Origin of the sequence: Micromonospora sp. NPDC049301, assembly GCF_040678715.1 — a bacterium.
In the GTDB taxonomy this organism is placed as follows: domain Bacteria; phylum Actinomycetota; class Actinomycetes; order Mycobacteriales; family Micromonosporaceae; genus Micromonospora.
Genome location: NZ_JBFAQO010000002.1, coordinates 141085 through 162758 on the forward strand (window position 1 = coordinate 141085; position 21674 = coordinate 162758).

General features: G+C 71.7%; 18 protein-coding genes. 11 read left to right on the forward strand and 7 right to left on the reverse strand.

The features are described 5' to 3' along the window. The first annotated feature begins 7 nt into the window (after positions 1–7). The 3 genes from dapF to AB0K07_RS06825 all read left to right on the forward strand — a co-directional run bounded on the left by dapF (position 8) and on the right by AB0K07_RS06825 (position 4087). Positions 8–853, forward strand: a complete 846-nt coding sequence (dapF, locus tag AB0K07_RS06815; RefSeq protein ID WP_363751603.1) for a diaminopimelate epimerase — start codon at positions 8–10, stop codon at positions 851–853. A 292-nt stretch (positions 854–1145) separates the two neighbouring features. Further along, complete coding sequence (locus AB0K07_RS06820) at positions 1146–2738, forward strand: ATP-binding protein (RefSeq protein ID WP_363751604.1); 1593 nt, start codon at positions 1146–1148, stop codon at positions 2736–2738. Beyond that, positions 2735–4087, forward strand: coding sequence for a hypothetical protein (locus tag AB0K07_RS06825; RefSeq protein WP_363751606.1), 1353 nt, complete (start codon positions 2735–2737; stop codon positions 4085–4087). Before AB0K07_RS06820 ends, AB0K07_RS06825 begins: the two co-directional genes overlap by 4 nt. Before the next feature lie 75 nt (positions 4088–4162). Here the strand turns inward: AB0K07_RS06825 and AB0K07_RS06830 are convergent, their stop codons facing one another. Further along, positions 4163–5677 (reverse strand): NAD-dependent malic enzyme, encoded by a 1515-nt coding sequence (locus AB0K07_RS06830; protein ID WP_363751607.1) that lies wholly within the window; start codon positions 5675–5677, stop codon positions 4163–4165. A 136-nt stretch (positions 5678–5813) separates the two neighbouring features. Between AB0K07_RS06830 and hflX the strand changes: the two genes are divergently transcribed. Together hflX and AB0K07_RS06840 are read left to right on the forward strand one after the other, a co-directional pair. Continuing rightward, complete coding sequence (hflX, locus tag AB0K07_RS06835) at positions 5814–7268, forward strand: GTPase HflX (protein ID WP_363751609.1); 1455 nt, start codon at positions 5814–5816, stop codon at positions 7266–7268. Between the two features lie 50 nt (positions 7269–7318). Then, the gene (locus AB0K07_RS06840) at positions 7319–8974 is read left to right on the forward strand and encodes a hypothetical protein (protein WP_363751610.1); all 1656 of its coding nucleotides are present in this window, start codon (positions 7319–7321) and stop codon (positions 8972–8974) included. Positions 8975–9067: 93 nt separating this feature from the next. Here the strand turns inward: AB0K07_RS06840 and lexA are convergent, their stop codons facing one another. Continuing rightward, positions 9068–9853, reverse strand: a complete 786-nt coding sequence (gene lexA / locus AB0K07_RS06845) for a transcriptional repressor LexA (protein WP_121654997.1) — start codon at positions 9851–9853, stop codon at positions 9068–9070. Positions 9854–10444: 591 nt separating this feature from the next. Here lexA and nrdR point away from each other — a divergent pair. The 3 genes from nrdR (at position 10445) to AB0K07_RS06860 (ending at position 15091) form a co-directional block, all read left to right on the forward strand. Further along, positions 10445–10948, forward strand: a complete 504-nt coding sequence (gene nrdR, locus AB0K07_RS06850; RefSeq protein WP_363751613.1) for a transcriptional regulator NrdR — start codon at positions 10445–10447, stop codon at positions 10946–10948. 62 nt (positions 10949–11010) lie between these two features. Then, positions 11011–13893, forward strand: coding sequence for a vitamin B12-dependent ribonucleotide reductase (locus tag AB0K07_RS06855; protein ID WP_363752742.1), 2883 nt, complete (start codon positions 11011–11013; stop codon positions 13891–13893). A gap of 262 nt (positions 13894–14155) precedes the next feature. Next, positions 14156–15091, forward strand: a complete 936-nt coding sequence (locus tag AB0K07_RS06860; RefSeq protein ID WP_363751615.1) for a DUF2332 domain-containing protein — start codon at positions 14156–14158, stop codon at positions 15089–15091. Here AB0K07_RS06860 and AB0K07_RS06865 read toward each other — a convergent pair. Genes AB0K07_RS06865 through AB0K07_RS06880 form a run of 4 tightly spaced genes read right to left on the reverse strand, consistent with a single transcriptional unit; the run spans position 15075 to position 18866 of the window. After that, on the reverse strand, positions 15075–16007 hold the full coding sequence (locus AB0K07_RS06865) for a MerR family transcriptional regulator (protein WP_363751617.1): 933 nt from the start codon (positions 16005–16007) through the stop codon (positions 15075–15077). The genes AB0K07_RS06860 and AB0K07_RS06865 overlap by 17 nt on opposite strands. Before the next feature lie 33 nt (positions 16008–16040). Further along, positions 16041–16901: an alpha/beta hydrolase gene (locus AB0K07_RS06870; protein ID WP_363751618.1), complete on the reverse strand. Its 861-nt coding sequence runs from the start codon at positions 16899–16901 to the stop codon at positions 16041–16043. Positions 16902–16955: 54 nt separating this feature from the next. After that, entirely contained in the window at positions 16956–17519 is a 564-nt protein-coding gene (locus AB0K07_RS06875; RefSeq protein ID WP_363751619.1) for a dihydrofolate reductase family protein, read from the reverse strand. Positions 17520–17570: 51 nt separating this feature from the next. Further along, positions 17571–18866 (reverse strand): MFS transporter, encoded by a 1296-nt coding sequence (locus tag AB0K07_RS06880; RefSeq protein WP_363751620.1) that lies wholly within the window; start codon positions 18864–18866, stop codon positions 17571–17573. Between the two features lie 173 nt (positions 18867–19039). On the opposite strand from AB0K07_RS06880, the gene AB0K07_RS06885 reads away from it, so the two are divergent. Both AB0K07_RS06885 and AB0K07_RS06890 read left to right on the forward strand, forming a co-directional pair. Next, the gene (locus AB0K07_RS06885; RefSeq protein WP_363751621.1) at positions 19040–19294 is read left to right on the forward strand and encodes a DUF5522 domain-containing protein; all 255 of its coding nucleotides are present in this window, start codon (positions 19040–19042) and stop codon (positions 19292–19294) included. A 122-nt stretch (positions 19295–19416) separates the two neighbouring features. Then, complete coding sequence (locus tag AB0K07_RS06890) at positions 19417–19965, forward strand: hypothetical protein (RefSeq protein WP_363751622.1); 549 nt, start codon at positions 19417–19419, stop codon at positions 19963–19965. Between the two features lie 33 nt (positions 19966–19998). Here AB0K07_RS06890 and AB0K07_RS06895 read toward each other — a convergent pair whose 3' ends face one another. Further along, positions 19999–20688, reverse strand: coding sequence for a metal-dependent transcriptional regulator (locus AB0K07_RS06895; RefSeq protein WP_363751623.1), 690 nt, complete (start codon positions 20686–20688; stop codon positions 19999–20001). Positions 20689–20789: 101 nt separating this feature from the next. Here AB0K07_RS06895 and AB0K07_RS06900 point away from each other — a divergent pair, with 101 nt between their 5' ends. Further along, a complete protein-coding gene (locus AB0K07_RS06900; RefSeq protein ID WP_363751624.1) occupies positions 20790–21650 on the forward strand; it encodes a sulfurtransferase in 861 nt (286 codons plus the stop codon). The last annotated feature ends 24 nt before the right edge of the window (positions 21651–21674 follow it).

A 21674-nucleotide genomic window follows, 5' to 3' on the forward strand; every position in this document is an offset into this window, starting at 1 on the left:
TGGGGGAGTGGAGTTCACCAAGGGCCACGGCACCCGCAACGACTTCGTCCTCCTTCCCGACCCGGACGGTCAGCTCGACCTGACTCCGGAGCTGGTCGCGGCACTCTGTGACCGGCGGCAGGGCATCGGTGCGGACGGGGTGCTGCGGGTGGTCCGCGCGGCCAAGCACCCGGACGGCGCCGGGCTGGCCGGCGAAGCCGAGTGGTTCATGGACTACTGGAACGCCGACGGCTCGTTCGCCGAGATGTGCGGCAACGGGGCCCGTGTCTTCGTCCGCTACCTGATCGACACCGGGCTCGCCACGCCGACCGGCGCGGCGCTGCCCGTGGCCACGAGGGCCGGCATCGTGCGCGCGCGGGTCGAGGGGGACACCGTCGCCATCGAGATGCGGCGCCCACGGCTGCACGCCGACTCCGCCGCCACGCTCGACGGGTTGACTCTGCCCGGCACTGCCGTGGACCTCGGCAACCCGCATCTGGTCTGCGTCCTGCCGGCCGGCGTGGAGCTGTCCGCGCTGGACCTGAGCACCGCGCCCGGCTTCGACCCGGCGCTCTTCCCGGCCGGGGTCAACGTGGAGTTCATCGTGGCGGGCGAGCCGGTCGACGGCGCCGACGAACACAGCCTCATGCGGGTGTACGAGCGCGGCAGCGCAGAGACCCTCTCCTGCGGCACCGGCGCCTGCGCGGTGGCCGCGGTGGCGCTGCGCGACGCCGACCTGGACACCGGCACGGTCGCCGTCGACGTTCCCGGCGGTCGGCTGACGGTCACCGTCACCGAGGACTCCTGCTGGCTCTCCGGCCCGGCCCTCCTGGTGGCCACCGGCGAGGTCGATCTCGCCGCGGTGCTGGGCTGACGTCTTTTCGGCTCGAATCCGAGAACGTATTCCGGAATTGCACCGCACCCTCGGTGTCGCTTATCGGACAACGGCGAATGAGGGTTGACAGCGCCTAACGGGCCTCTTCGGAGGTGCGGTTTCGCCGTCCCTTCGTCGTCACTCGACCTTTCGTCCGAGCGATCCGAACGGGAAGAGCGGTGATCGGTACTTCCGTCCTCCTTTCGTGACGCGGCCCGGCGGTATCGTCGGCTCAGGTCGACGAACTGGCGATGTGATCGAAGGTCACATTCTGCTGGCCGCAGGAGGAGTCATGGTCGGATTCGATCCCACCGCTTTCCTGAACAAGGCGGTGACGTCCCGCGACGCGCGACTTCTTCGCCATCTCAAACGGCTGACGGAAGTCTTTCCGGTGGCGGCACTACACCGCGAGGCGCTGCAAATGCTCGGCTCCGACTTCATCGACGCCCGGGAGCGCAAGGCGCCCAGTGAGCGTGGGTGCTGGACGGCGTTGGTCCGGTTCGGCGAGGTGATCGAACGGAGGTTCGGTCTGACACGGGAGGTGATGGTCTACTACAGCCCGTACGACGACCTGCAGCTACGCACCTTCGAGCGGCTCCCGCGGGTGCAGGAGGACCAGCCCCGGCGCCCCACCCAGGACCTGTTCATGATCTACGCGCCCGATCCGCTCGCGGAGCGCAAGCTGGACGACTGGACCGTACGGGAGCCGTTCGCCGTCGTCGGCCTGCCGCTGGCCGGGGTGACGCCCGCCGAGGCCGCCTCCCGGCTTCTCGCCGCCCTCACCGACCGTCTCGCCGCCCGGAACCTGTACGAGGAGACGCTCCCGGTGACGGGTCGGGACTTCTTCGGCCGCAAGGATCTGTTGATCAGCCTGGCCGAGGAGCTTCGACGGGGCCGGGTCTGCGGTGTCTTCGGTCTGCGGAAGACGGGCAAGACGTCGCTGGTGAAGGAACTCGGCCGGCGCTTCGAATCGGCCAACTCGACCAAGCGGATTTTCATTCTCCGGGATCTCGAAGACCTGCCCACCGAGCCGGAGCGACACGTGCCCAGCCTGCTCGCCGATCTGACGACCAGTCTCCTTCCGAGGCTGCGCGAGCACGGGCTACGCACGCACGAACTGCGCCATTTGCCGAAGGAACCGGAGTTCGGCGAGTTCCGGCGCGCGTTGCAGGCCACCCTGGGCGACAAGAGTTCCGCGGACGTGCAATTCGTCATCGCGTTCGACGAGATCGAGTCGTTCGTCGGTCCGGAGACGGCGCACGCCAATCAACGGCCCCACGTCCCCGAGTTGCTGGGTGCCCTCCGGTCACTCGTGCAGGAGAACGACAACTTCAACGTGCTCATCTCGGGCCTGACCAGTGCGGTGCTCGAAGCCGGCCTGCTGTACGGGCGGGAGAATCCGCTGTTCGCCTGGGCCAAGCCGTTCTTCATGCCGCCGCTGAGCATGGAGTCCGCCCGCGACCTGGTCGAGGAGTTGGGCCGGCGGATGGCGGTGGAGTGGAAGCCGGAGGCGTTGGACGTCGTCTACTCCCTCACCGAGGGGCACGTCTTCCTGCACCGCACCCTGTGCGCCCGGATCGCCGGGGCGTTGCCGAAGGATCTGAGTGGACGCACGGTGACCGAGGACCTGGTGCTCCAGTGCGCCCGGCCGTGGCGGCGCGGCATCGCCGAGCAGGTGCACCAGATGATGCTCAGCATGCGGCGCTTCTATCCCGAGGAGGCGGACGTGCTCGGCCTCATCCGGGAGGAGGTGCTCAGCAGCGACGAGGTGGAGGAGGCGTACCCGGCCGCGATGAACCACCTCATCAACCTCGGTCTCATCGCCGAGGAGGGCGGAGGGTTCCAGTTGACGGCGTTCAGTCGCCTGGCTCTGGGGAAGAAGTGACCGCGGGCTGGTACGCCGACGTCGCGGAGAGGATCTCGTCGGCCAACTACACGTTCTTCCACGCGGCTGCCCTGCGTCGGTCCGCGAACTTCGTCGACGACCTCCTCGGGGACCTGCGCGACCGGGGCTTCGACGCGCTTCTGGTCGACTGCGCGGAGGTGCTGCGGAACGGGTGGCGCTCGGCCCTGCCGGTCGGCCAGTCCGGGAACCTGTACGTCATCTGGCGTCCCGAGGCGCTTCTGAGAAGGAGTGACTTCGAGGATCTGATCAGGCAGGCGCGTCCACCCGTGCACTCGGCGCTCATGGAGGGCAACCGGGTGGTCATCGTCTCCACGATGCCGCAGATGATGTTCCCCGTACCGGTCGGCTCGTCCGTCATCGCCGACGCCGCCAAGGTCCACCCGCAGCCCGTGTCCGCGACACTGCTCCGACGGGTCGTGCCGTCCCTGTCGTCTGACACCGCCGAGCGGATCGTCCTGCGGGCGCGGGGCTGCGTCGCTCTCGCCGAGGGGTACGCCCTTGTCGACCGGTCCACGGCCTCGGGTAACCAGAAGAGCCGGGAGGCGGAGGCGCTCCTGCTGGCGACGCTGCGGGAGGCGTTCGCGGAGCTGGGCCCGGAGATCCTCGCGCTGCTGGAACACCTCGTGCTCGAGTGCGGTGTGGTCGACGTGCCGCAGATGGACCTGCGTGACCACTGGATCGCCGCGCTGGAGGACGCGGGGCTCGCCACCATCGACGACTCCACGGAGCTGGTCCGCCTCTTCCACCCGTCCTGGCGGGACACCGCGCGGCTCGCCCTCTCGCAGGCGTTGCGGGCCGTGTTGCAGCCCCCGAGCGCGTGGCAGAAGATCGCGACCAGCCTGTTCGAGTTGGAACGGACGGTCCGGTCGGTCGTGTCGCAGGGGTTGGAGGCCCGGTACGGGGAGGGCTGGCGGCAGGCCGGCCTGGGCCCGCTCGCGCCGAAGGTCGTGGCGTTGGCCCGCGCGGAGACGCAGAGCGACGTCGGCAGCGTCGCGGACCTGCACTCACCACTCGACTGGCTGGTGCTCGACCAGTTGTTCGCGCTGGCCGCCGAGACCGCACAGCACGTCCGGCTCGGCGGGATCTCGAGCCGGGAGTGGCGACAGTTCTCGGAGCGGGTCGTGCCCGTCCGGAACCGCATGTCACACATGCGCCTGCCGCGACCGGGCGACCTCGACGAGGTACGCAGGACCCTGCGCATCCTCGGTGCGCGGATCCGCACCACGTCGGTCCCGTCCGCCGGCCGGCAGCCCGGCCCGGCCGACCGCGACCTGAACAGCGTGAGCGCGGGAGCCCCGAGGGCCACCCACCCACCCGGAGCCTCTTGATCAAGAGGTCCGCGTCGGCCTGGTCGGCAATCCTGACGCAGACCTCTTGATCAACGGCGCGGGGCCCGGGGTCGGTCAGGGGGTGGCGCTGGCGTTGGCGGCGATCTCGGGGAGGTCGGCGGGGCCGGGGTCGGCGGCCGGCCGCGGGCTGGGGTTCTGGGCGGCGGCGCGCACGGCGGCGGCGACCGCCGGGGCGACCCGCGAGTCGAAGACGCTGGGCACGATCACCGTCGGATTGATCTTCTCCTCGCCGACCACGTCGGCGATGGCCCGGGCGGCGGCGATCGCCATCTCCTCGGTGAACTCCTCGGCGTGCGCGTCCAGCATGCCCCGGAACACCCCGGGGAAGGCCAGCACGTTGTTGATCTGGTTCGGCTGGTCCGAGCGGCCGGTGGCCACCACGGCGGCGTGCTTGCGCGCCTCCCGCGGGTCGACCTCCGGGTCCGGGTTGGCCAGCGCGAAGACGATCGAGTCCTTGGCCATCTGGGCGATGTCGTCCCCGGTGAGCAGATTCGGCGCGCTGACGCCGATGAAGACGTCCGCGCCCCGGATCGCGCCCGGCAGGTCGCCGGCGTAGTTCTCCTTGTTGGTGTTGTCCGCGAGCCACTGCCAGGCCGGGTTGAGGCCGGTCAGCCCACGGTGCAGGGCGCCCTGCCGGTCGTACGCGATGATGTCGCCGACGCCCTGGCGCAGCAGCAGCTTCATGATCGCCGTGCCGGCCGCGCCGGCACCGGAGACCACCACCCGGACGTCCGCGAGCTGCTTGCCCACGACCCGCAGCGCGTTGGTGAGCGCGGCCAGCACGCAGATCGCCGTGCCGTGCTGGTCGTCGTGGAAGACCGGGATGTCCAGCAGCTCACGCAGCCGGGCCTCGATCTCGAAGCAGCGCGGCGCGGCGATGTCCTCCAGGTTGATCCCGCCGTACGCCGGCGCGATCGCCTTGACGATGGCCACGATCTCGTCGGTGTCCTGGGTGTCGAGGACCACCGGCCACGCGTCCACCCCGCCGAAGCGCTTGAACAGCGCCGCCTTGCCCTCCATCACCGGCAGCGACGCGGCCGGTCCCAGGTTGCCCAGGCCGAGCACCGCCGAGCCGTCGCTGACCACGGCGACGGTGTTGCGCTTGATGGTCAGCCGGCGGGCGTCCGCCGGGTTCTCGGCGATCGCCATGCAGACCCGGGCCACCCCCGGGGTGTACGCCCGGGACAGCTCGTCGCGGTTGCGCAGCGCGACCTTCGAGGTCACCTCGATCTTGCCGCCGAGGTGCAGCAGGAACGTCCGGTCCGACACCTTGCGCACGTCCACGCCGTCCAGCGCGGTCAGCGCGTCGACCACCTGGTCGGCGTGGCCGGCGTCGGCGGTGTCGCAGGTCAGGTCGACGATCACGTGGGTCGGGTCGGAGTCCACCACGTCCAGCGCGGTGACGATCGCTCCAGCTTCGCCGACCGAGGTGGTGAGCCGGCCGATCGAGGAGGCGTCCGCGGTCACGGCGATCCGAATGGTGATCGAGAATCCGGCGCTCGGCAGTCGGGTGATGGCCACGGGGTCCCTCCGTAACGGCTGTGCGGCCGCTCGGCCGCCGCCCAGCATTTCTACCGGGTTGTCGAGGTCGACCGGTATTCGGCCCCGCTTTTGGCGACCTTCGGCACGGGCATATAGCAGGTGCGTTCGGCGTTGCAACATGTCAGGATTGCGTTCTACTTATCAAAACGGACAGGAGAACCGCTTGCGAGACCAGGAGAGCTTTGTCCCCGTCGAGGACGAGCTCGACGACGTCACCACGGGCGAGATGGACCTGTCGGAGCGGCAGTCGCTCCGACGCGTACCGGGCCTCTCCACCGAGCTCACCGACGTCACCGAGGTGGAATACCGGCAGCTGCGGCTGGAGCGGGTCGTCCTGGTGGGCGTCTGGACCGAGGGCACGGTGACCGACGCGGAGAATTCCCTCACCGAGCTGGCCGCGCTCGCCGAGACCGCCGGCTCGCAGGTGCTCGAGGGGCTGATCCAGCGCCGTACGCGGCCCGACCCGGCGACCTACATCGGCCGCGGCAAGGTCGACGACCTCGGCGCGGTGGTGCTCTCCACCGGCGCCGACACGGTGATCTGTGACGGTGAGCTGTCGCCGTCGCAGCTGCGCAACCTGGAGCAGCGCACCAAGGTCAAGGTCGTCGACCGGACGGCGCTGATCCTCGACATCTTCGCCCAGCACGCCAAGAGCAAGGAAGGTAAGGCTCAGGTCGAGCTGGCCCAGCTGGAATACCTCCTGCCCCGGCTGCGTGGTTGGGGCGAGACGCTCTCCCGGCAGACCGGTGGTAGCGGTCGCGGCGGTGGCGCCGGTGGCGGCGTGGGTGTGCGTGGTCCCGGTGAGACCAAGCTGGAGACCGACCGGCGGCGCATCCGTCACCGCATCTCCCGGCTGCGCCGCGAGATCAAGAGCATGAAGACGGTACGGGTGACCAAGCGCGCCCGGCGTTCCCGTAACGCCGTTCCCGCGGTGGCCATCGCCGGCTACACCAACGCCGGCAAGTCCAGCCTGCTCAACCGGCTGACCGGCGCGGGCGTTCTGGTGGAGAACGCGCTCTTCGCGACGTTGGACCCGACCACCCGTAAGGCCACCGCCAGCGACGGGCGCCTCTACACCCTCTCGGACACGGTCGGCTTCGTCCGGCACCTTCCGCACCAGATCGTCGAGGCGTTCCGCTCGACGCTCGAGGAGGTCGCCGAGGCGGATCTGGTGGTGCACGTCGTCGACGGCACCCACCCGGATCCGGAGGAGCAGGTGCGGGCGGTCCACGAGGTGCTCGCCGAGGTCGGCGCGGACCGGCTCCCCGAGCTGCTGGTGGTCAACAAGACCGACACGGCCGACGAGGACACGCTGCTGCGGCTCAAGCGGCTCTGGCCGGACGCGATCTTCGTCTCCGCCCACACCGGGCGGGGCATCGACGGGCTGCGCGAGGCGATCGAGGAGCGTCTGCCCCGGCCGGCCGTGGAGGTCCGGGCCGTCCTGCCGTACGAACGGGGTGACCTGGTGGCACGGGTGCACCGCACCGGCGAGGTGCTCAGCACGTCGCACCTGCCGGAAGGCACCCTGCTGCACGTCCGGGTCAGTACGGCGCTCGCCGCCGAGTTGGCGCCGTTCGACGTCGAGCGGCAGGGTCAGGCGGCCGTCAGCCGGCGCTGAGCCGCCCCGGCGTCATCCATCGGAAACGCGTGGCATGCGACACTGGCCGAATGCGCCGCGTTGTTTCCTCGGTCACGGTTGCCCTCGGCCTGCTCGGGGCAACCGTGGCGCTCGCCGGAGTCGCTGTCGCCGCTCCCGCCCCCGCGTCCTCTGAAGCACCCGCCGCAACTTCCGGCAAGAAGCGGTGCACGATCGTCGACGAGCGCCTGCGGGAGCTGTCCGGGCTGGTGGCGACCAAGAGTGGCTACATCGTCATCAACGACGGCACCGAGATCCCGGCACGCAAGCGTGTCTTCTTTCTGGACAGCAAGTGCAAGATCTCCAAGGACCCGGTGCAGTACTCGGGGCAGGGCCCGTTCGACACCGAGGACCTCGCTCTCTCGCCGAACGGCGCGACCCTCTGGATCGCGGACACCGGCGACAACGCCACCTCCAAGGAACGCCGTAAGCGGGTCGCGCTCTGGTCGATGCCGGTCACCGGCAGCAAGCAGCCGGTGCTGCACCGGCTCTCCTACCCGGAGGGCAAGCCGCACGACGCCGAGGCGCTGCTCATCGGCAACGACGGCAAGCCGCTGATCATCACGAAGGTGACCAGCGGAAAGGCCGAGATCTACACCCCGGCGGCCGCGCTGAAGAACGGCGACACCGACCCGGTGCCGATGCGCAAGGTCGGCGACATCGCGCTGCCCCGGACGGAGACGGAAAACCCCCTCAACACGTTCGGCCGGGTCGCGATCACCGGAGCGGCGCGTTCACCGGACGGCGCCCGGGTGGTCCTGCGCACCTACGCGGACGCCTTCGAGTTCGACGTGGCCGGCGGCGACATCGTCGGTGCGCTCACCACCGGCAAGCCCCGGGTGACGCCACTCAAGGACCCGTTCGGTGAGGCCATCAGCTACACCACGGACGGCAAGACCTTCGTTACCGTCTCCGACGGCGGCCAGTTCAGTGAGGATGACCCGGTGGACATCCTGAGCTACACGCCGTCCACCTCCACCGCGCAACCGCTGGCGGACGACGCGGGTGCCCCCAAGGCCGCCGCCTCGCAGTCCTGGTTCGACGGGCTGAGCTTCGACGACATCACCTACCTGGTCGGCGCGGTGGGCGTGATCGGCCTGCTGCTGGTCGCCGCCGGGATCATCGGCATCGTCCGGGCCCGTGGCCGACCGCAGACCGCCGACGGGTCCGACCTCTCCGACCCGGACGACGATCCTCTCGGCCCGCGCGGCGGCCGTGCCGACGACGGGTTCCCGGCCGGTGACCGTCCGGGTGGCGTCTACGGCGGCGGCGCTCCGGCCGGTGGGGCCGTCTACGGCGGCGGCGCGGGCCGTGGCGGTCCCGCCCCGGCGGGCGGCGCGGTGTACGGCGGTGGCCGTCCGGCGGCAGCCGGCGGTGGCTACGGCCCAGGGCCGGCGGGTGGCGGCGGAGCCGGCGGTGGCGTCTACGGCGGCGGTCGTCCCCCGGCGGGTGGCGGCCGGCCGGCAGGTGGTGGCGGTCGTCCTCCGGCTGGCGGTCGTCCCGGCGCCGGTGTGTACGGCGGCGGTGGCCAGCCCGGCGGCGGTCGGGCGGAGCCGCCCCGGCGTGGTGGGCCCGAGCCGGACTACCGGGGTCAGCGGCCCGGCCGCCGGCGTGACGAGGACGCGCCCGTCGACCCGTACGGGCAGTATCCCGGGGGCGGTCGTGGCCACCGGGGTGACCGCTACTGACGTCCCCGGGACCGGGGACCGTAACGCGCCGGACGATCGGACCGCCGTCGGGCGGGTGTGGGTGAGTGCCGTGGGCGCTCACCCGCCCACCGGTCAGATGCGGCGCAGCACCGCCACGACCCGGCCCATGATGGTGGCGTCGTCACCGGGGATCGGGTCGAAGGCTGGGTTCTGTGGCATCAGCCAGACATGCCCGTCGCGCCGCCGGTAGGTCTTGACCGTCGCCTCGCCGTCGAGCATGGCGGCCACGATCTCGCCCGAGTCGGCGGTGGGCTGCTGCCGCACGACCACCCAGTCGCCGTCGCAGATCGCCGCGTCGAGCATCGAGTCGCCCTTGACCTGGAGCATGAAGACCTCGCCCTCGCCCACCAGCTCGCGGGGGAGCGGGAAGATGTCCTCCACGGCCTGCTCGGCGAGGATCGGCCCACCGGCGGCGATCCGGCCGAGCATCGGCACGTACGCCGGGGTCGGCCGTTGCGCGCGGGACAGCTCGTCGTCGATGGCCTCGCTCGGGGCGCGGACGTCCACCGCGCGCGGCCGGTTGGGGTCGCGGCGCAGGAAGCCCTTCTTCTCCAGCTCTTTGAGCTGGTAGGCGACGCTGGACGGCGACACCAGGCCGACCGCCTCGCCGATCTCCCGGACGCTCGGCGGGTAGCCGTGGCGCTCCACCCAGGTGCGGATGAACTCCAGGATGCGGCGCTGGCGGGCGGTCAGATCGACCGTCGCCGGGTCGGGGAAGGTGCTGACCACCGGAGTGACCGGGCGCACGGCGGGCTGACCCGTCCGGCTGCGCGCGGCGCTGCGGCGTCGGGTGGCCGGCGGGCCCGCCTCGGTGATCTGCTGCGGGCTCTTCGGCCGGCTGGCCCGGTCCTCGGTCACGTCCGTCCTCCCTGGTCGGCGCTGGGTGCCTCGTCGGCTCGTGGTGCGTGCGGTGGTGCCACGACGGTGCTGAGGGTGGTGCGTCGCCGGGTGTGGCGAAGATCCACCGCGCCCGGTTGTTCCTGACCGTATAGGTGAGATCGGTCATTTTCAAACATCTGTACGACCTCTTGCCGGCGTGTCGGGGTGAAAAACCACTCCTGTCGTACGGATGTTCTGATAAATGGTACGTCGGATAGCACGCGTGTTCGATCCTCGGTCGTTTTCCGGGCCATTCGGGCCCGCCGGCCGGTAACCCGGGCAGGCTCCCGGCGTTGGGCCTTCCGGCGGAGCGGTGGGTGCGGATGACCGGATGGTCCGTGACGCGCCGGACACGCCCGCCAACTTGACCCGGGTTCGCCAGCGACATACGGTCAACCCCTAGATGTAGTAGTGACACGGGCGTAAGTTGCCTACAGGTTGGGTCCGACTACCGACCGCACTCTCGTAACGTCGACCACGGCGGGCGCCATCGCAGATGGCACCGTCGTGGCGAGCCGTGCCCGGGAGTGCCCGGCGCGACCGTGGTTGATCATGATTAGGAGGTAGGCGATGCGGTGTCCGTACTGCCGGCACGCCGACTCCCGGGTGGTCGACTCGCGGGAAGCCGACGACGGTCAGCTCATCCGGCGGCGACGGTCCTGCCCGGAGTGCGGCAAGCGGTTCACCACCGTCGAGGAGGCGGTCCTCGCGGTCGTCAAGCGCAGCGGGGTGACCGAGCCGTTCAGCCGCACGAAGATCATCGGCGGGGTGCGCAAGGCGTGCCAGGGCCGGCCGGTCGACGAGGACTCGATCGCGCTGCTGGCCCAGAAGGTCGAGGAGACGGTGCGGGCCAAGGGCGCGGCCGAGATCCCCAGCCACGACGTGGGGCTGGCGATCCTGGGCCCCCTGCGGGACCTGGACGAGGTGGCGTACCTGCGGTTCGCCAGCGTCTACCGGTCCTTCGACTCGCTCGCCGACTTCGAGCAGGAGATCGAGACACTGCGGGCCGCCGCCCGCGCCCGGGAGGGCGTGGCGGAGGCCGGGGCGGCGGGGACCGCCGGCCGTACCAACTGAATTGTGTGTTGCTGACAGGTGGAAGCGCGGCGGGTGGCCGCGTGGACGAGGGGGCGGATGAGATGTCGGGGGATGGTGTGACGACAAGCAGGTCACGGAGCAAGGCCAGCGCGAGCGCAGGGCTGAAGATCGAGCGGGTGTGGACGACCGAGGGGGTCCACCCGTACGACGAGGTCACCTGGGAGCGCCGCGACGTCGTGATGACGAACTGGCGGGACGGCTCGATCAACTTCGAGCAGCGCGGGGTGGAGTTCCCGGAGTCGTGGAGCGTCAACGCCGCGAACATCGTGACCACCAAGTACTTCCGGGGCGCGGTGGGGACCCCGGAGCGGGAGTGGTCGCTCCGGCAGCTGATCGACCGGGTCGTCAGCACCTACCGCACCGCCGGTGAGGAGTACGGCTACTTCGCCAGCCCGGCCGACGCCGAGATCTTCGGGCACGAGCTGACCTGGATGCTGCTGCACCAGGTGTTCAGCTTCAACTCGCCGGTCTGGTTCAACGTCGGCACGCCGTCGCCGCAGCAGGTCAGCGCCTGCTTCATCCTGGCCGTCGACGACTCGATGGACTCGATCCTGGACTGGTACAAGGAGGAGGGGCTGATCTTCAAGGGCGGCTCCGGCTCCGGGGTCAACCTGTCGCGGATCCGCTCGTCCCGTGAGCTGCTCTCCTCCGGCGGCAACGCCTCCGGCCCGGTCAGCTTCATGCGCGGCGCGGACGCCTCGGCCGGCACCATCAAGTCCGGCGGCGCGACCCGGCGGGCGGCCAAGATGGTCATCCTCGACGTGGACCACCCGGACATCCAGGAGTTCGTGGTCACCAAGGCGCGCGAGGAGGACAAGATCCGTGCGCTGCGCGACGCCGGGTTCGACATGGACCTCGGCGGCTCCGACATCGTCAGCGTGCAGTACCAGAACGCCAACAACTCGGTCCGCGTCTCCGACGAGTTCATGACGGCGGTGGAGAACGGCGGCGGCTTCGACCTGCGCGGCCGGCTGGACGGCTCGGTGATCGAGACCGTCGACGCCAAGAAGCTGTTCCGCTCCATCTCCCAGGCCGCCTGGGAGTGCGCCGACCCGGGCCTGCAGTACGACGACACCATCAACGACTGGCACACCTGCCCGGAGACCGGCCGGATCACCGCGTCGAACCCGTGCTCGGAGTACCTGCACCTGGACAACTCCTCGTGCAACCTGGCCTCGCTCAACCTGATGAAGTTCCTCCGCGCCGACGGTGGCTTCGAGGTGGAGAAGTTCGTCAAGTCCGTCGAGTTCGTCATCACCGCGATGGACATCTCGATCTCCTTCGCCGACTTCCCGACCGAGAAGATCGGTGAGACCTCCCGCGCCTACCGGCAGCTCGGCATCGGCTACGCCAACCTCGGCGCCCTGCTGATGGCCACCGGCCTGCCGTACGACTCGGAGCAGGGCCGCTCGGTCGCCGCGGCGATCACGTCCCTGATGACCGGCACCGCCTACCGCCGCTCGGCCGAGCTGGCCGGCGTGGTCGGCCCGTACGACGGCTACGCCCGCAACGCGGAGCCGCACAAGCGGGTCATGCGCAAGCACGCGGCGGCCAACGACGAGATCAAGCCGACCAGCCCGGTGGCCACCGCGATCGTCCGCGAGGCGACCCGGCAGTGGACCCAGGGCAACAAGATCGGCGACAAGTTCGGCTGGCGCAACTCGCAGGCCAGCGTCCTCGCGCCGACCGGCACCATCGGCTTCATGATGGACTGCGACACGACCGGCGTGGAGCCGGACCTGGCGCTGGTCAAGTTCAAGAAGCTGGTCGGCGGCGGCTCGATGCAGATCGTCAACCAGACGGTCCCGCGTGCCCTGCGCAGCCTCGGCTACCCCGAGGAGCAGGTCGAGGCGATCGTCGAGCACATCGCCGACCACGGCCACGTGGTGGACGCCCCGGGCCTCAAGCCGGAGCACTATCCGGTCTTCGACTGCGCGATGGGTGAGCGGTCGATCGCCCCGATGGGCCACGTGCGGATGATGGCGGCCATCCAGCCGTTCGTCTCCGGCGCCATCTCCAAGACGGTCAACATGCCGGAGGCGGCCACCGTCGAGGACGTCGAGAAGATCTACTTCGAGGGCTGGAAGCTCGGCCTCAAGGCGCTGGCGATCTACCGGGACAACTGCAAGGTCGGCCAGCCGCTCTCGGTGGCCAAGTCCAACAAGGCCACCGAGCCGGCCGCCGTCGAGGCCGCGCCGGTCGTCGAGAAGGTCGTCGAGTACCGGCCGGTGCGCAATCGTCTGCCGAAGAAGCGCCCGTCCGAGACGGTCTCCTTCTCCGTCGGCGGCGCCGAGGGCTACCTCACCGCGTCGTCCTACCCGGACGACGGCCTCGGCGAGGTCTTCCTCAAGATGTCCAAGCAGGGCTCCACCCTGGCCGGTGTGATGGACGCCTTCTCGGTGGCCATCAGCATCGGTCTGCAGTACGGGGTGCCGCTGGAGACGTTCGTCAGCAAGTTCACCAACATGCGCTTCGAGCCGGCCGGGATGACCGACGACCCGGACGTGCGCATGGCGGCCTCGGTGATGGACTACATCTTCCGTCGCCTGGCACTGGACTTCCTGCCGTACGAGCGCCGCGCCGAGCTGGGCATCTTCACCGCCAGCGAGCGGGCCGCCCAGCTGCGGGCCGAGGCCGACGCGGAGGCCGCCGCCGTGACCGGTGCGGAGCTCACCGCGATGGCGTCCTCGGCGCCGGTGGAGGCCCCGGCCAAGCCGGAGGCCGTCGCCCAGCCGGCGCAGGAGGTGGCCGAGGTGGCCGCCGCCAAGCCGGCCCCGAACGTGGGTTCCAGCACCGAACTGCTGGAGGCCGTGATCGGCAAGGCCGCCGACGCGCCGCTCTGCTTCACCTGCGGTACGAAGATGCGCCCGGCCGGTAGCTGCTACGTCTGCGAGGGCTGCGGCTCCACCAGCGGCTGCAGCTGACGTACGAGAAGCACGCCTGCCCCGGCCTCCTCATGGGAGGTCGGGGCAGCGGCGTTTCGGCCCGTGCTGAGCCTGGACGATGGACATGTGCCGCGAGCCGCGTATACCTCAGAGGCATATTCATGACTCTGAGGTATACGGCTCACCGGGGTAAATGCTCCCCGTGCGCGCACCGCCTCCCGGAAGGCCGGCCCGGAAGTCGCGGCCCCGGCGGCCGGAGACGGGGGCTGAACCGGCGGGTAATGGCTGCGACGATCAGGGCATGACGACGGCTGAGGCGTACTCCAGATTTGCCGGCCGCGAGGTGCGCGGGATCTCACCCGCGTACGAGCGGCTGTCCCTGGCGGTTTCGCGCGACGACGAACTGCTCGCCCTGCTCGACGGGCTCCCGCCGGTCAAGCGGCAGCCGAACCTGCTCTTCGGTGTCGTCCGGTGGCTGGGCGGCCCGGTCGAGGACCCGGCCGCGTTCCACGACTACGCGGTGGCGAACTGGCCGGCCATCGAGGCGCAGGTGCGTGTCCGGGCCACCCAGACGAACGAGGCCGGGCGGTGCGCGGTCCTGCTGCCGGTGCTCGCCGCGCTGCCGCAGCCGCTCGCCCTGCTGGAGGTCGGCGCCTCCGCCGGGCTCTGCCTCTACCCCGACCGGTACGGCTACCGCTACGGCGAGCACCGGGTCGGCTCCGGGGAGCCGGTCCTGGAGTGCGCGGCCAGCGGGTTGGTGCCGCCGGCACGCGTACCCCAGGTGGTGTGGCGGGCCGGCCTCGACCTCAACCCACTCGACGTGACCGACCCCGACGACGTGTCCTGGTTGGACGCGCTGATCTGGCCGGAGCACGACCACCGGCGGGCCCGGCTGCGGGCCGCGGCGGCGATCGCGGCGGCCGATCCGCCGCTGCTGGTGCGCGGTGATCTGGTGGACGACCTGCCGGCGCTGGCCGCGCGGGCGCCGGCCGGCGCGACGCTCGTGGTGTTCCACACCTCCGTGCTCTACCAGGTGCCCGGGCCACGCCGGGAGGAGTTCGTCCGGCTGGTCCGTGGCCTGCCCGGACACTGGGTCGCCAACGAGGCCCCGGAGGTGCTGCCGTACGAGGGGCTGCCGGAGTCGCCGCAGGAGGGGCTCTACAACGTCCTCGCGTTGGACGGCACGCCGCTGGCCTGGACCCGGGGCCACGGCCAGGCGATCACCTGGTTCGGCTGACGCGCAGGGCACGGGTGAACCAGTCCAGCGCCGGTGCCACCGCCCCGCCCGTCGACCAGCCGTTGATCATCGCGAGCAGGTCGAGGTACCGGTCCCGGCGGGGGTCGTTCGCGGCGTCCAGCCGGTCCAGCAGCCGCTGCCGCAGGTCGGCGTCGTCCGGGCTGGCGGTCAGGTCCGCGTAGCGGGCGGTGACGGCCCTGACCACCGGGTCGGCCTCGGGTGCGGCCGGATCGAGCCCGGCAGCCAGGGCGGGGGCCACCGCGTCCCGCACCACCGCGACGGCGTCCGGGCGGGGCAGCCCCGGGACGTCGTGGTCGGCGGCGTACTCCCGCACCAGACGTCGCATGCTGGCCCGGAACCCCGGGTCCTGGGCCAGCTCGGCCAGCTCCACCCACGCCTGCACCTGCTCGGTGCGGGGATCGTCGGGCAGTTCCGGGGTCAGCGACCGCATGACCCCCGGGTACGCCGGCGCGGTGGCCAGGCCGTCGAAGACCGCGTCGAGGAAGTCGGCGACCAGCCGATGACGCTCCTGCCCGGAGAGCCGGGACAGGGTGTGGAACAGCTCCAGCTCCTCGGCTCCTCCGCCGCGCCGGCTCACCATGGTGAGCACCGCCTGGCGCAACCGCAGGACGCGGATCTGCACCGCCACCGCCTCGGCGTGCGCGGCGGCCACCTCTGCCAACGGCACCTCGCGGTCGACCACCCGCCGGATGGCGGCGAGGTCCACGCCGAGGTCGCGCAGCGTCCGGACCAGCTCCAGCCGGGCGACCGCGTCCGGGCCGTAGCGGCGGTAGCCGGCCGGACTCCGGTCGGTGGGCGGCACGATTCCCCGGTCGGCGTAGTACCGGATGGTCTTGACGCTGAGGCCGGTCCGCCGGGCCAGTTCGCCGATCGTGTAACGCGTCTCCCCGTTCATGCCCCCACCCTGCTGTCTCCCCCTGCTGGAGACTCAAGCCAACACCAGCGGCGGGCGGCCCAGGAACGTCGAGACCGTGGCGGTGAACCGGTCGGCGTCATCGAGCCACGGGTAGTGCCCCGCGCCCGGCTGCACGACCAACTCGGCGCCCGGTGCCAGCTCCGCGAGTTGGGCGACCAGGCCCGGCGGGGCGCCGAGGTCGACCTCACCGGCGAGCACCAGCACCGGACCCCGGTGTGCGGCGAGCGCGGCGCGGGTCGCCGGCGGATCGAAGGCGCCCTCGGCGCCGAAGACCCGAGCCGCCTCCTGGTTGCGCTGGCCCGGCTCCGCCGCCTGGTGCGCGCGGGCGGCCGCGTCCCACCGGCCGTAGAAGAACGGCGCGATCTCCTGCCAGGCGTCCGGGGTCGCCCGACCGGACACCATCGAGTCCAACGCGGCTGCTGCCGCCGGATACCACGGCTCGCCGGATCGGACCCGGGTGACCTCCCGGCGCAGCGTGGCGGTCGCCTCCAGCCCGACAGCCCGGGTGCTTGGTGTGATCAGCGCGAGCCGGCCGACCCGCTCGGGGTGCCGGGTCGCGTACCGCAACGCCACGTTCGCTCCGGCGGAGTGCCCGAGCAGGTCCAGGCGATCGAGGCCCAGGTGCCGGCGCAGTGCCTCCACGTCGTCGACCAGGCGGTCGCAACGGTAGGTGGAGACGTCGGCCGGCGCGGCCGACCGACCGGTGCCCCGCAGATCGGGGACGACCAGCGTCCGGTACGCGCCCAGACCGCCGAGATCACCGAGGTACGCCGAGTCTCGCATCGGCCCGCCCGGCAGGCAGACCAGCGGGTCACCCCCGCCGATGATCCGGTACGCGAGTGTGGTGCCGTCGGGCGCGGCGAAGGTGGCCATGAGTACACCCTCCCAGGGCGGTTGGCACGTGCGGAACCGTCCGGGCGACGTGGGTCAGCGGGCCCGTTCGTGGCGCAGCAGGACGACGCCGTTGCCGAACGTCCGGCTCTCCACCAGCCGCAGGCCGGTCGGGGCGTTGGCGTCGGGGAAGAGCCGGCGGCCCCGGCCGAGCAACACGGGATGGACGTAGATGCGGTACTCGTCGATCAGGTCGTGCCGGGCGAACGTGGCGGCCAGGTCGGCCCCGCCGAGAGCCAGGTCGCCGCCGGGCTCGGCGGTGAGTTTGCGGACCTGCTCGACGTCGACCTCGCGCACCACGGTGGCGTTCCAGTCCGCGCGGTCGAGGGTGCGGGAGTAGACGATTTTCGGCATGTCCCGCCAGATGCGGGCGTACTCGCGCACGGGGCCGCTGCTGGCCGGGTCCTGGTCGGCGGTCGGCCAGAAGGCGGCCATCAGCTCGTAGCTGACCCGCCCGTTGAGGAACCCGCCCATCGGGGCGATCACCTCGTTGAAGTGCTCGTGCAGCTCGTTGTCGACCTGATGCCAGCCGAGGTCGCCGCCCGGGCCCTCGAAGAACCCGTCCAGTGACAGGCTCATGTGCACGACAATCTTCCGCATCGTGTCCCCTCCGTACTCGTCGATGGGTGCCGAGCCGAGCATCATCGGACCCTACGACGAAACCGGCGCACCCTCCGACGACACCGGCGGCATGTCCCGCAGTCGGCGCAGCGGCGAGCAGACCACGAAGAGGCACGCGGCCCAGGTGCCCAGCACACATACCCAGAGGGCGGCGCGCAGCCCCAGCGCGGTGCCGAGCGCACCGCCGGTCAACGCCCCGAGCGGGATCACGCCGAGGCAGATCCAGAGGAACGCCGCGTTGACCCGACCGAGGATCGCCGGTGGGGTGATCCGCTGCCGGTACGACATCGCCGCCACGTTGAACAGCACCGCGTTGGCCGAGAACGCGGCCAGCCCGACCCCGTAGAGCAGCAGCCCCCAGCCGGGCTGCGCCAGCGGCATGAGCAGGTAGAACGGGCCCGGTGCGGCCATCGCCACCCAGATCACCCGGGCCGAGCCGAGCCAGGCGGTCAGCCGGGCGGCCAGCACCCCCACCACCAGCCCGCCGACCGCGCTGACCGAGAAGACCAGCCCCACCTGCACCGGGTCGGCGTGCAGCTCGCGGACCAGGAAGGTCACCTCGATCGAGCCGGACGCCATCACCCAGAAGTTCGACCAGGTGGTGCAGGCCAGGATGCTGACGAGGATCGGTTGCCGCCGGATGAAGCGGAGCCCGTCGGTCAGCTCCACCCGCAGCGGCACCCGGGGAGCCGGCTCGCGGCGTACCGGCGCTTCACGGATGAGGATCAGCGTCAGCGCGCTGACCAGGAAGGCGAACCCGTTGGTCAGGAAGGTCCGGGCGGCGCCGACCAGCCCGATCAGCACGCCGCTGACCGTCGGGCCGACCAGCTCGGCGGCATCCTCGCTGATGGTGAGCTTGGCGTTGCCGTCCACCAGCAGGTCCGCCGGCACCAGCCGGGGCAGCAGGCTCTTGTACGCCACGGTGAACAGCACGGTCAGCACCCCGCCGAGCCCGACCACCGCGTACAGGAAGGGGAGGGTGAGCTGGCCGACCAGAGCGGCCACCGGCAGCGACAGCATGAGCGCGGCCCGACCCAGGTCACACGCGATCATCAGCCGCCGCTGGTCGAGCCGGTCGGCGACGATGCCCGCCGGCAGCGAGAAGAGCAGGTACGGCAGCCAGGCCAGGACGGTCAGCAGGGAGATCTGGAACACACTGGCGTCGAGGACGTTGGCGGCGAGCAGCGGCACCGCCACGTTGGCGATCCGGGTGCCCAGTTCGCTGACCGTCTGACCGCCCCACAGCAGGAGGAAGTTCCTGCTGCGCCAGAGCGACGGGACGGCGCTGGTCGCGCTCGCCGGGGCCTGGGTCACCTGCTGGGTCACGATCACAGCCTGTCTGTGCGGTCACGTGGGCCGCCGGCCGGCGGCCCGGGGACCCTATCGGGGCGGCGCTCGCACACGACACCGCATTTCGCGCCCCGGTCGGGTCGCCGGCCCGCTCGACGGGGCGGGTACCGTCCCTCGGCCAGCCCGGACGCCGTCCCTAGACTGCTGCGGTGACCGGAGAGCGACGACCGCTGGCGGACCGGCCGCTCACCGAGCCGCACCCGTCCCGGCTGCCGCCCGAGCACCCCGACCGGTCCCGGATTCTCGCCGCGCACGCGGCCGCGCTGGCCGCCGGGGAGGCCGGCTACCTCGACCCGGCGACCGGGTTGTTCGTGCTCAGCGCCGGCTTCCTGGCCCGCCGTGGCACGTGCTGCGGGCGCGGCTGCCGGCACTGCCCGTACGTGGATGACCCGCCGGCCGGATGAGCGTCGGCCGGGTCGCGGCGGACCCGCCGAACGAGGGGTTCCGCCCGGCCCGGACACCCCGTACGGTGTCCGACGGACATCCGGCGGGCGCCTTCCGCCGTCGGTCGGCGAGAGGGTGGAGTGTGCGCGGGCGGATCGTGGTCGCCGGGCTGGCGGGGCTGCTGGTGAGTGGCTGCGGGGCCGAGGCCGAGCCGGTGGCGGTGCCACCGCCGGCGCCGATCGCGGCGGACGTGGCGGCGGCGTCGTCGGGCGGTGCCTGCCGCCTGCTGGACTTCACCGTCATCGAGCGACTGGTCAAGGTGCGCTTCGACGTGGCGGCGGCCAGCGAACGGGGCGACACGTACACGTGCGTCGTCCGGGCCGAGCGCGCGACGCTGCCGGAGCTGACGCTGAGCGTGACCGACGCCAAGATCGACAAGACCACCTACGGCGCGGACGTGGTGCCCGACAAGGCGGCGAAGGTCACCGGGCTGGGTCAGCAGGCGTACCGGCGGACCGTCGCTGCGGCGAGCGGGCAGGGGCCGGTGGCCGAGGTCGGGTGGCTGACCGCCGAGGGGCGACTGGCCACGCTGAGCTGGACGGCGGCACGCGGCGCCGAGCGCGCGGCGGCCGAGAAGCTGGCCGGCGACCTGATCGCGCTGGCCAAGAAGGTGGACACCCGGGCGTTGTGACGCCCGGGGCCAGCCCTCCTGGCCCGCGGTTGGTCAGTTGGCGGCGACGAACACCCGGGACGCGACCTCACGGGGCAGCCGCACCCGGTCACCGGAGCGGTCGATCGACACCCCGTCGCGCTCCTGGGCCACGGTCACCGTGGCACCCGGGTCGACACCGGCGGCGTGCAGCTGGCGCAGCACGTCGGCGTTGGTCTGCACGCTCTCGCAGATCCGGCGGACCACGACCGGCCCGGACAGGCCGGGGAAGGCCAGGTTGCGCTCACCCTCGCCGGCATCGGTGGTCTCCGCCTCCGGAGAGCCCAGCTCTTCCAGACCCGGGATGGGGTTGCCGTACGGCGAGCGGGTCGGCCGGTTGAGCAGGTCGTACACCCGCTTCTCCACGGCGTCGCTCATCACGTGCTCCCAGCGGCAGGCCTCCTCGTGGGCCTCCTCGTAGGGCATCCCGATGACGTTGACCAGCAGCAGCTCGGCGAGGCGGTGCTTGCGCATCACGGACACCGCAGTGCCGCGACCCTGCGCGGTGAGCATCAGGTGCCGGTCGCCCTCGACGGTGAGCAGGCCGTCGCGCTCCATCCGAGCCACGGTCTGGCTCACGGTGGGACCGCTCTGCTTGAGTCGCTCGGCGATCCGGGCGCGCAGCGGCGGCACCCCCTCCTCCTCCAACTCGAGGATGGTGCGCAGGTACATTTCGGTCGTGTCGACCAGGTCGTGAGACTTCATGACGTCAGCGGCCCTCCGGTGCACGATGCTACCTCGCGGAAAGGGCGATCGACCTCCGCCGACCCGCGAGCCGACGACCGGGATGGTGTTGGATGGTCGCCATGTCCGGTACCCAGGAGCCGCTGGTCGAGGTCGACCGGCTCGCCGTCGAGCTCGACCGCGCCGACCCGCCCACCCTGCTCGACGTCCGCTGGCGGCTCACCGGCCCGCCCGGCCGCGACGACTACCTGACCGGCCACCTGCCCGGCGCGGTCTTCGTCGACCTGGACACCGCGCTCTGCGGGCCGCCCGGCGCCGGTGGCCGTCATCCGCTGCCCGACCCGGCGGCGTTGCAGGCCGCGCTGCGGGCCGCCGGCGTCCGGGCCGGTCATTCCGTGGTGGTGTACGACGGCGGCGACGGCCTGGCCGCCGCCCGGGCCTGGTGGACGCTGCGCTGGGCGGGGCACCGCCCGGTCCGCCTGCTGCACGGTGGGTACCCGGCCTGGGTCGCCGCCGGTCGACCCGTCTCCACCGCGGCGCCCGCCCCGGCTCCCGGCGACGTCGAGGTGCGCCCCGGCGACCTTCCGGTGCTCGACGCCGGGCAGGCCGCCGCGATGGCGGCCGCGGACGACGCCGTACTGCTCGACGTGCGTGCCGCGCCCCGCTACCGGGGCGAGGTCGAGCCGATCGATCCGGTCGCCGGGCACGTCCCGGGTGCGGCGAACCTGCCCGCCGGGGAGTACGTCGGCCCGGACGGGCGCTTCCCGGCCGCCGACGTGCTGCGGGAGCGGTTCGCCGCCGCCGGGGTGACCGGGGAGCGGTCGGTGGGGGCGTACTGCGGCTCCGGGGTGACCGCCGCGCAGGCCGTGCTGGCACTGCACCTGGCGGGCCGACCGGACGCGGCTCTCTACGTCGGATCGTGGAGCAACTGGGTGGCCGACCCGACCCGGCCGGTCGCCTCCGGGCCGACACCCGACCTCTGACCAGCGCGTGCGGACGGTCCTCGT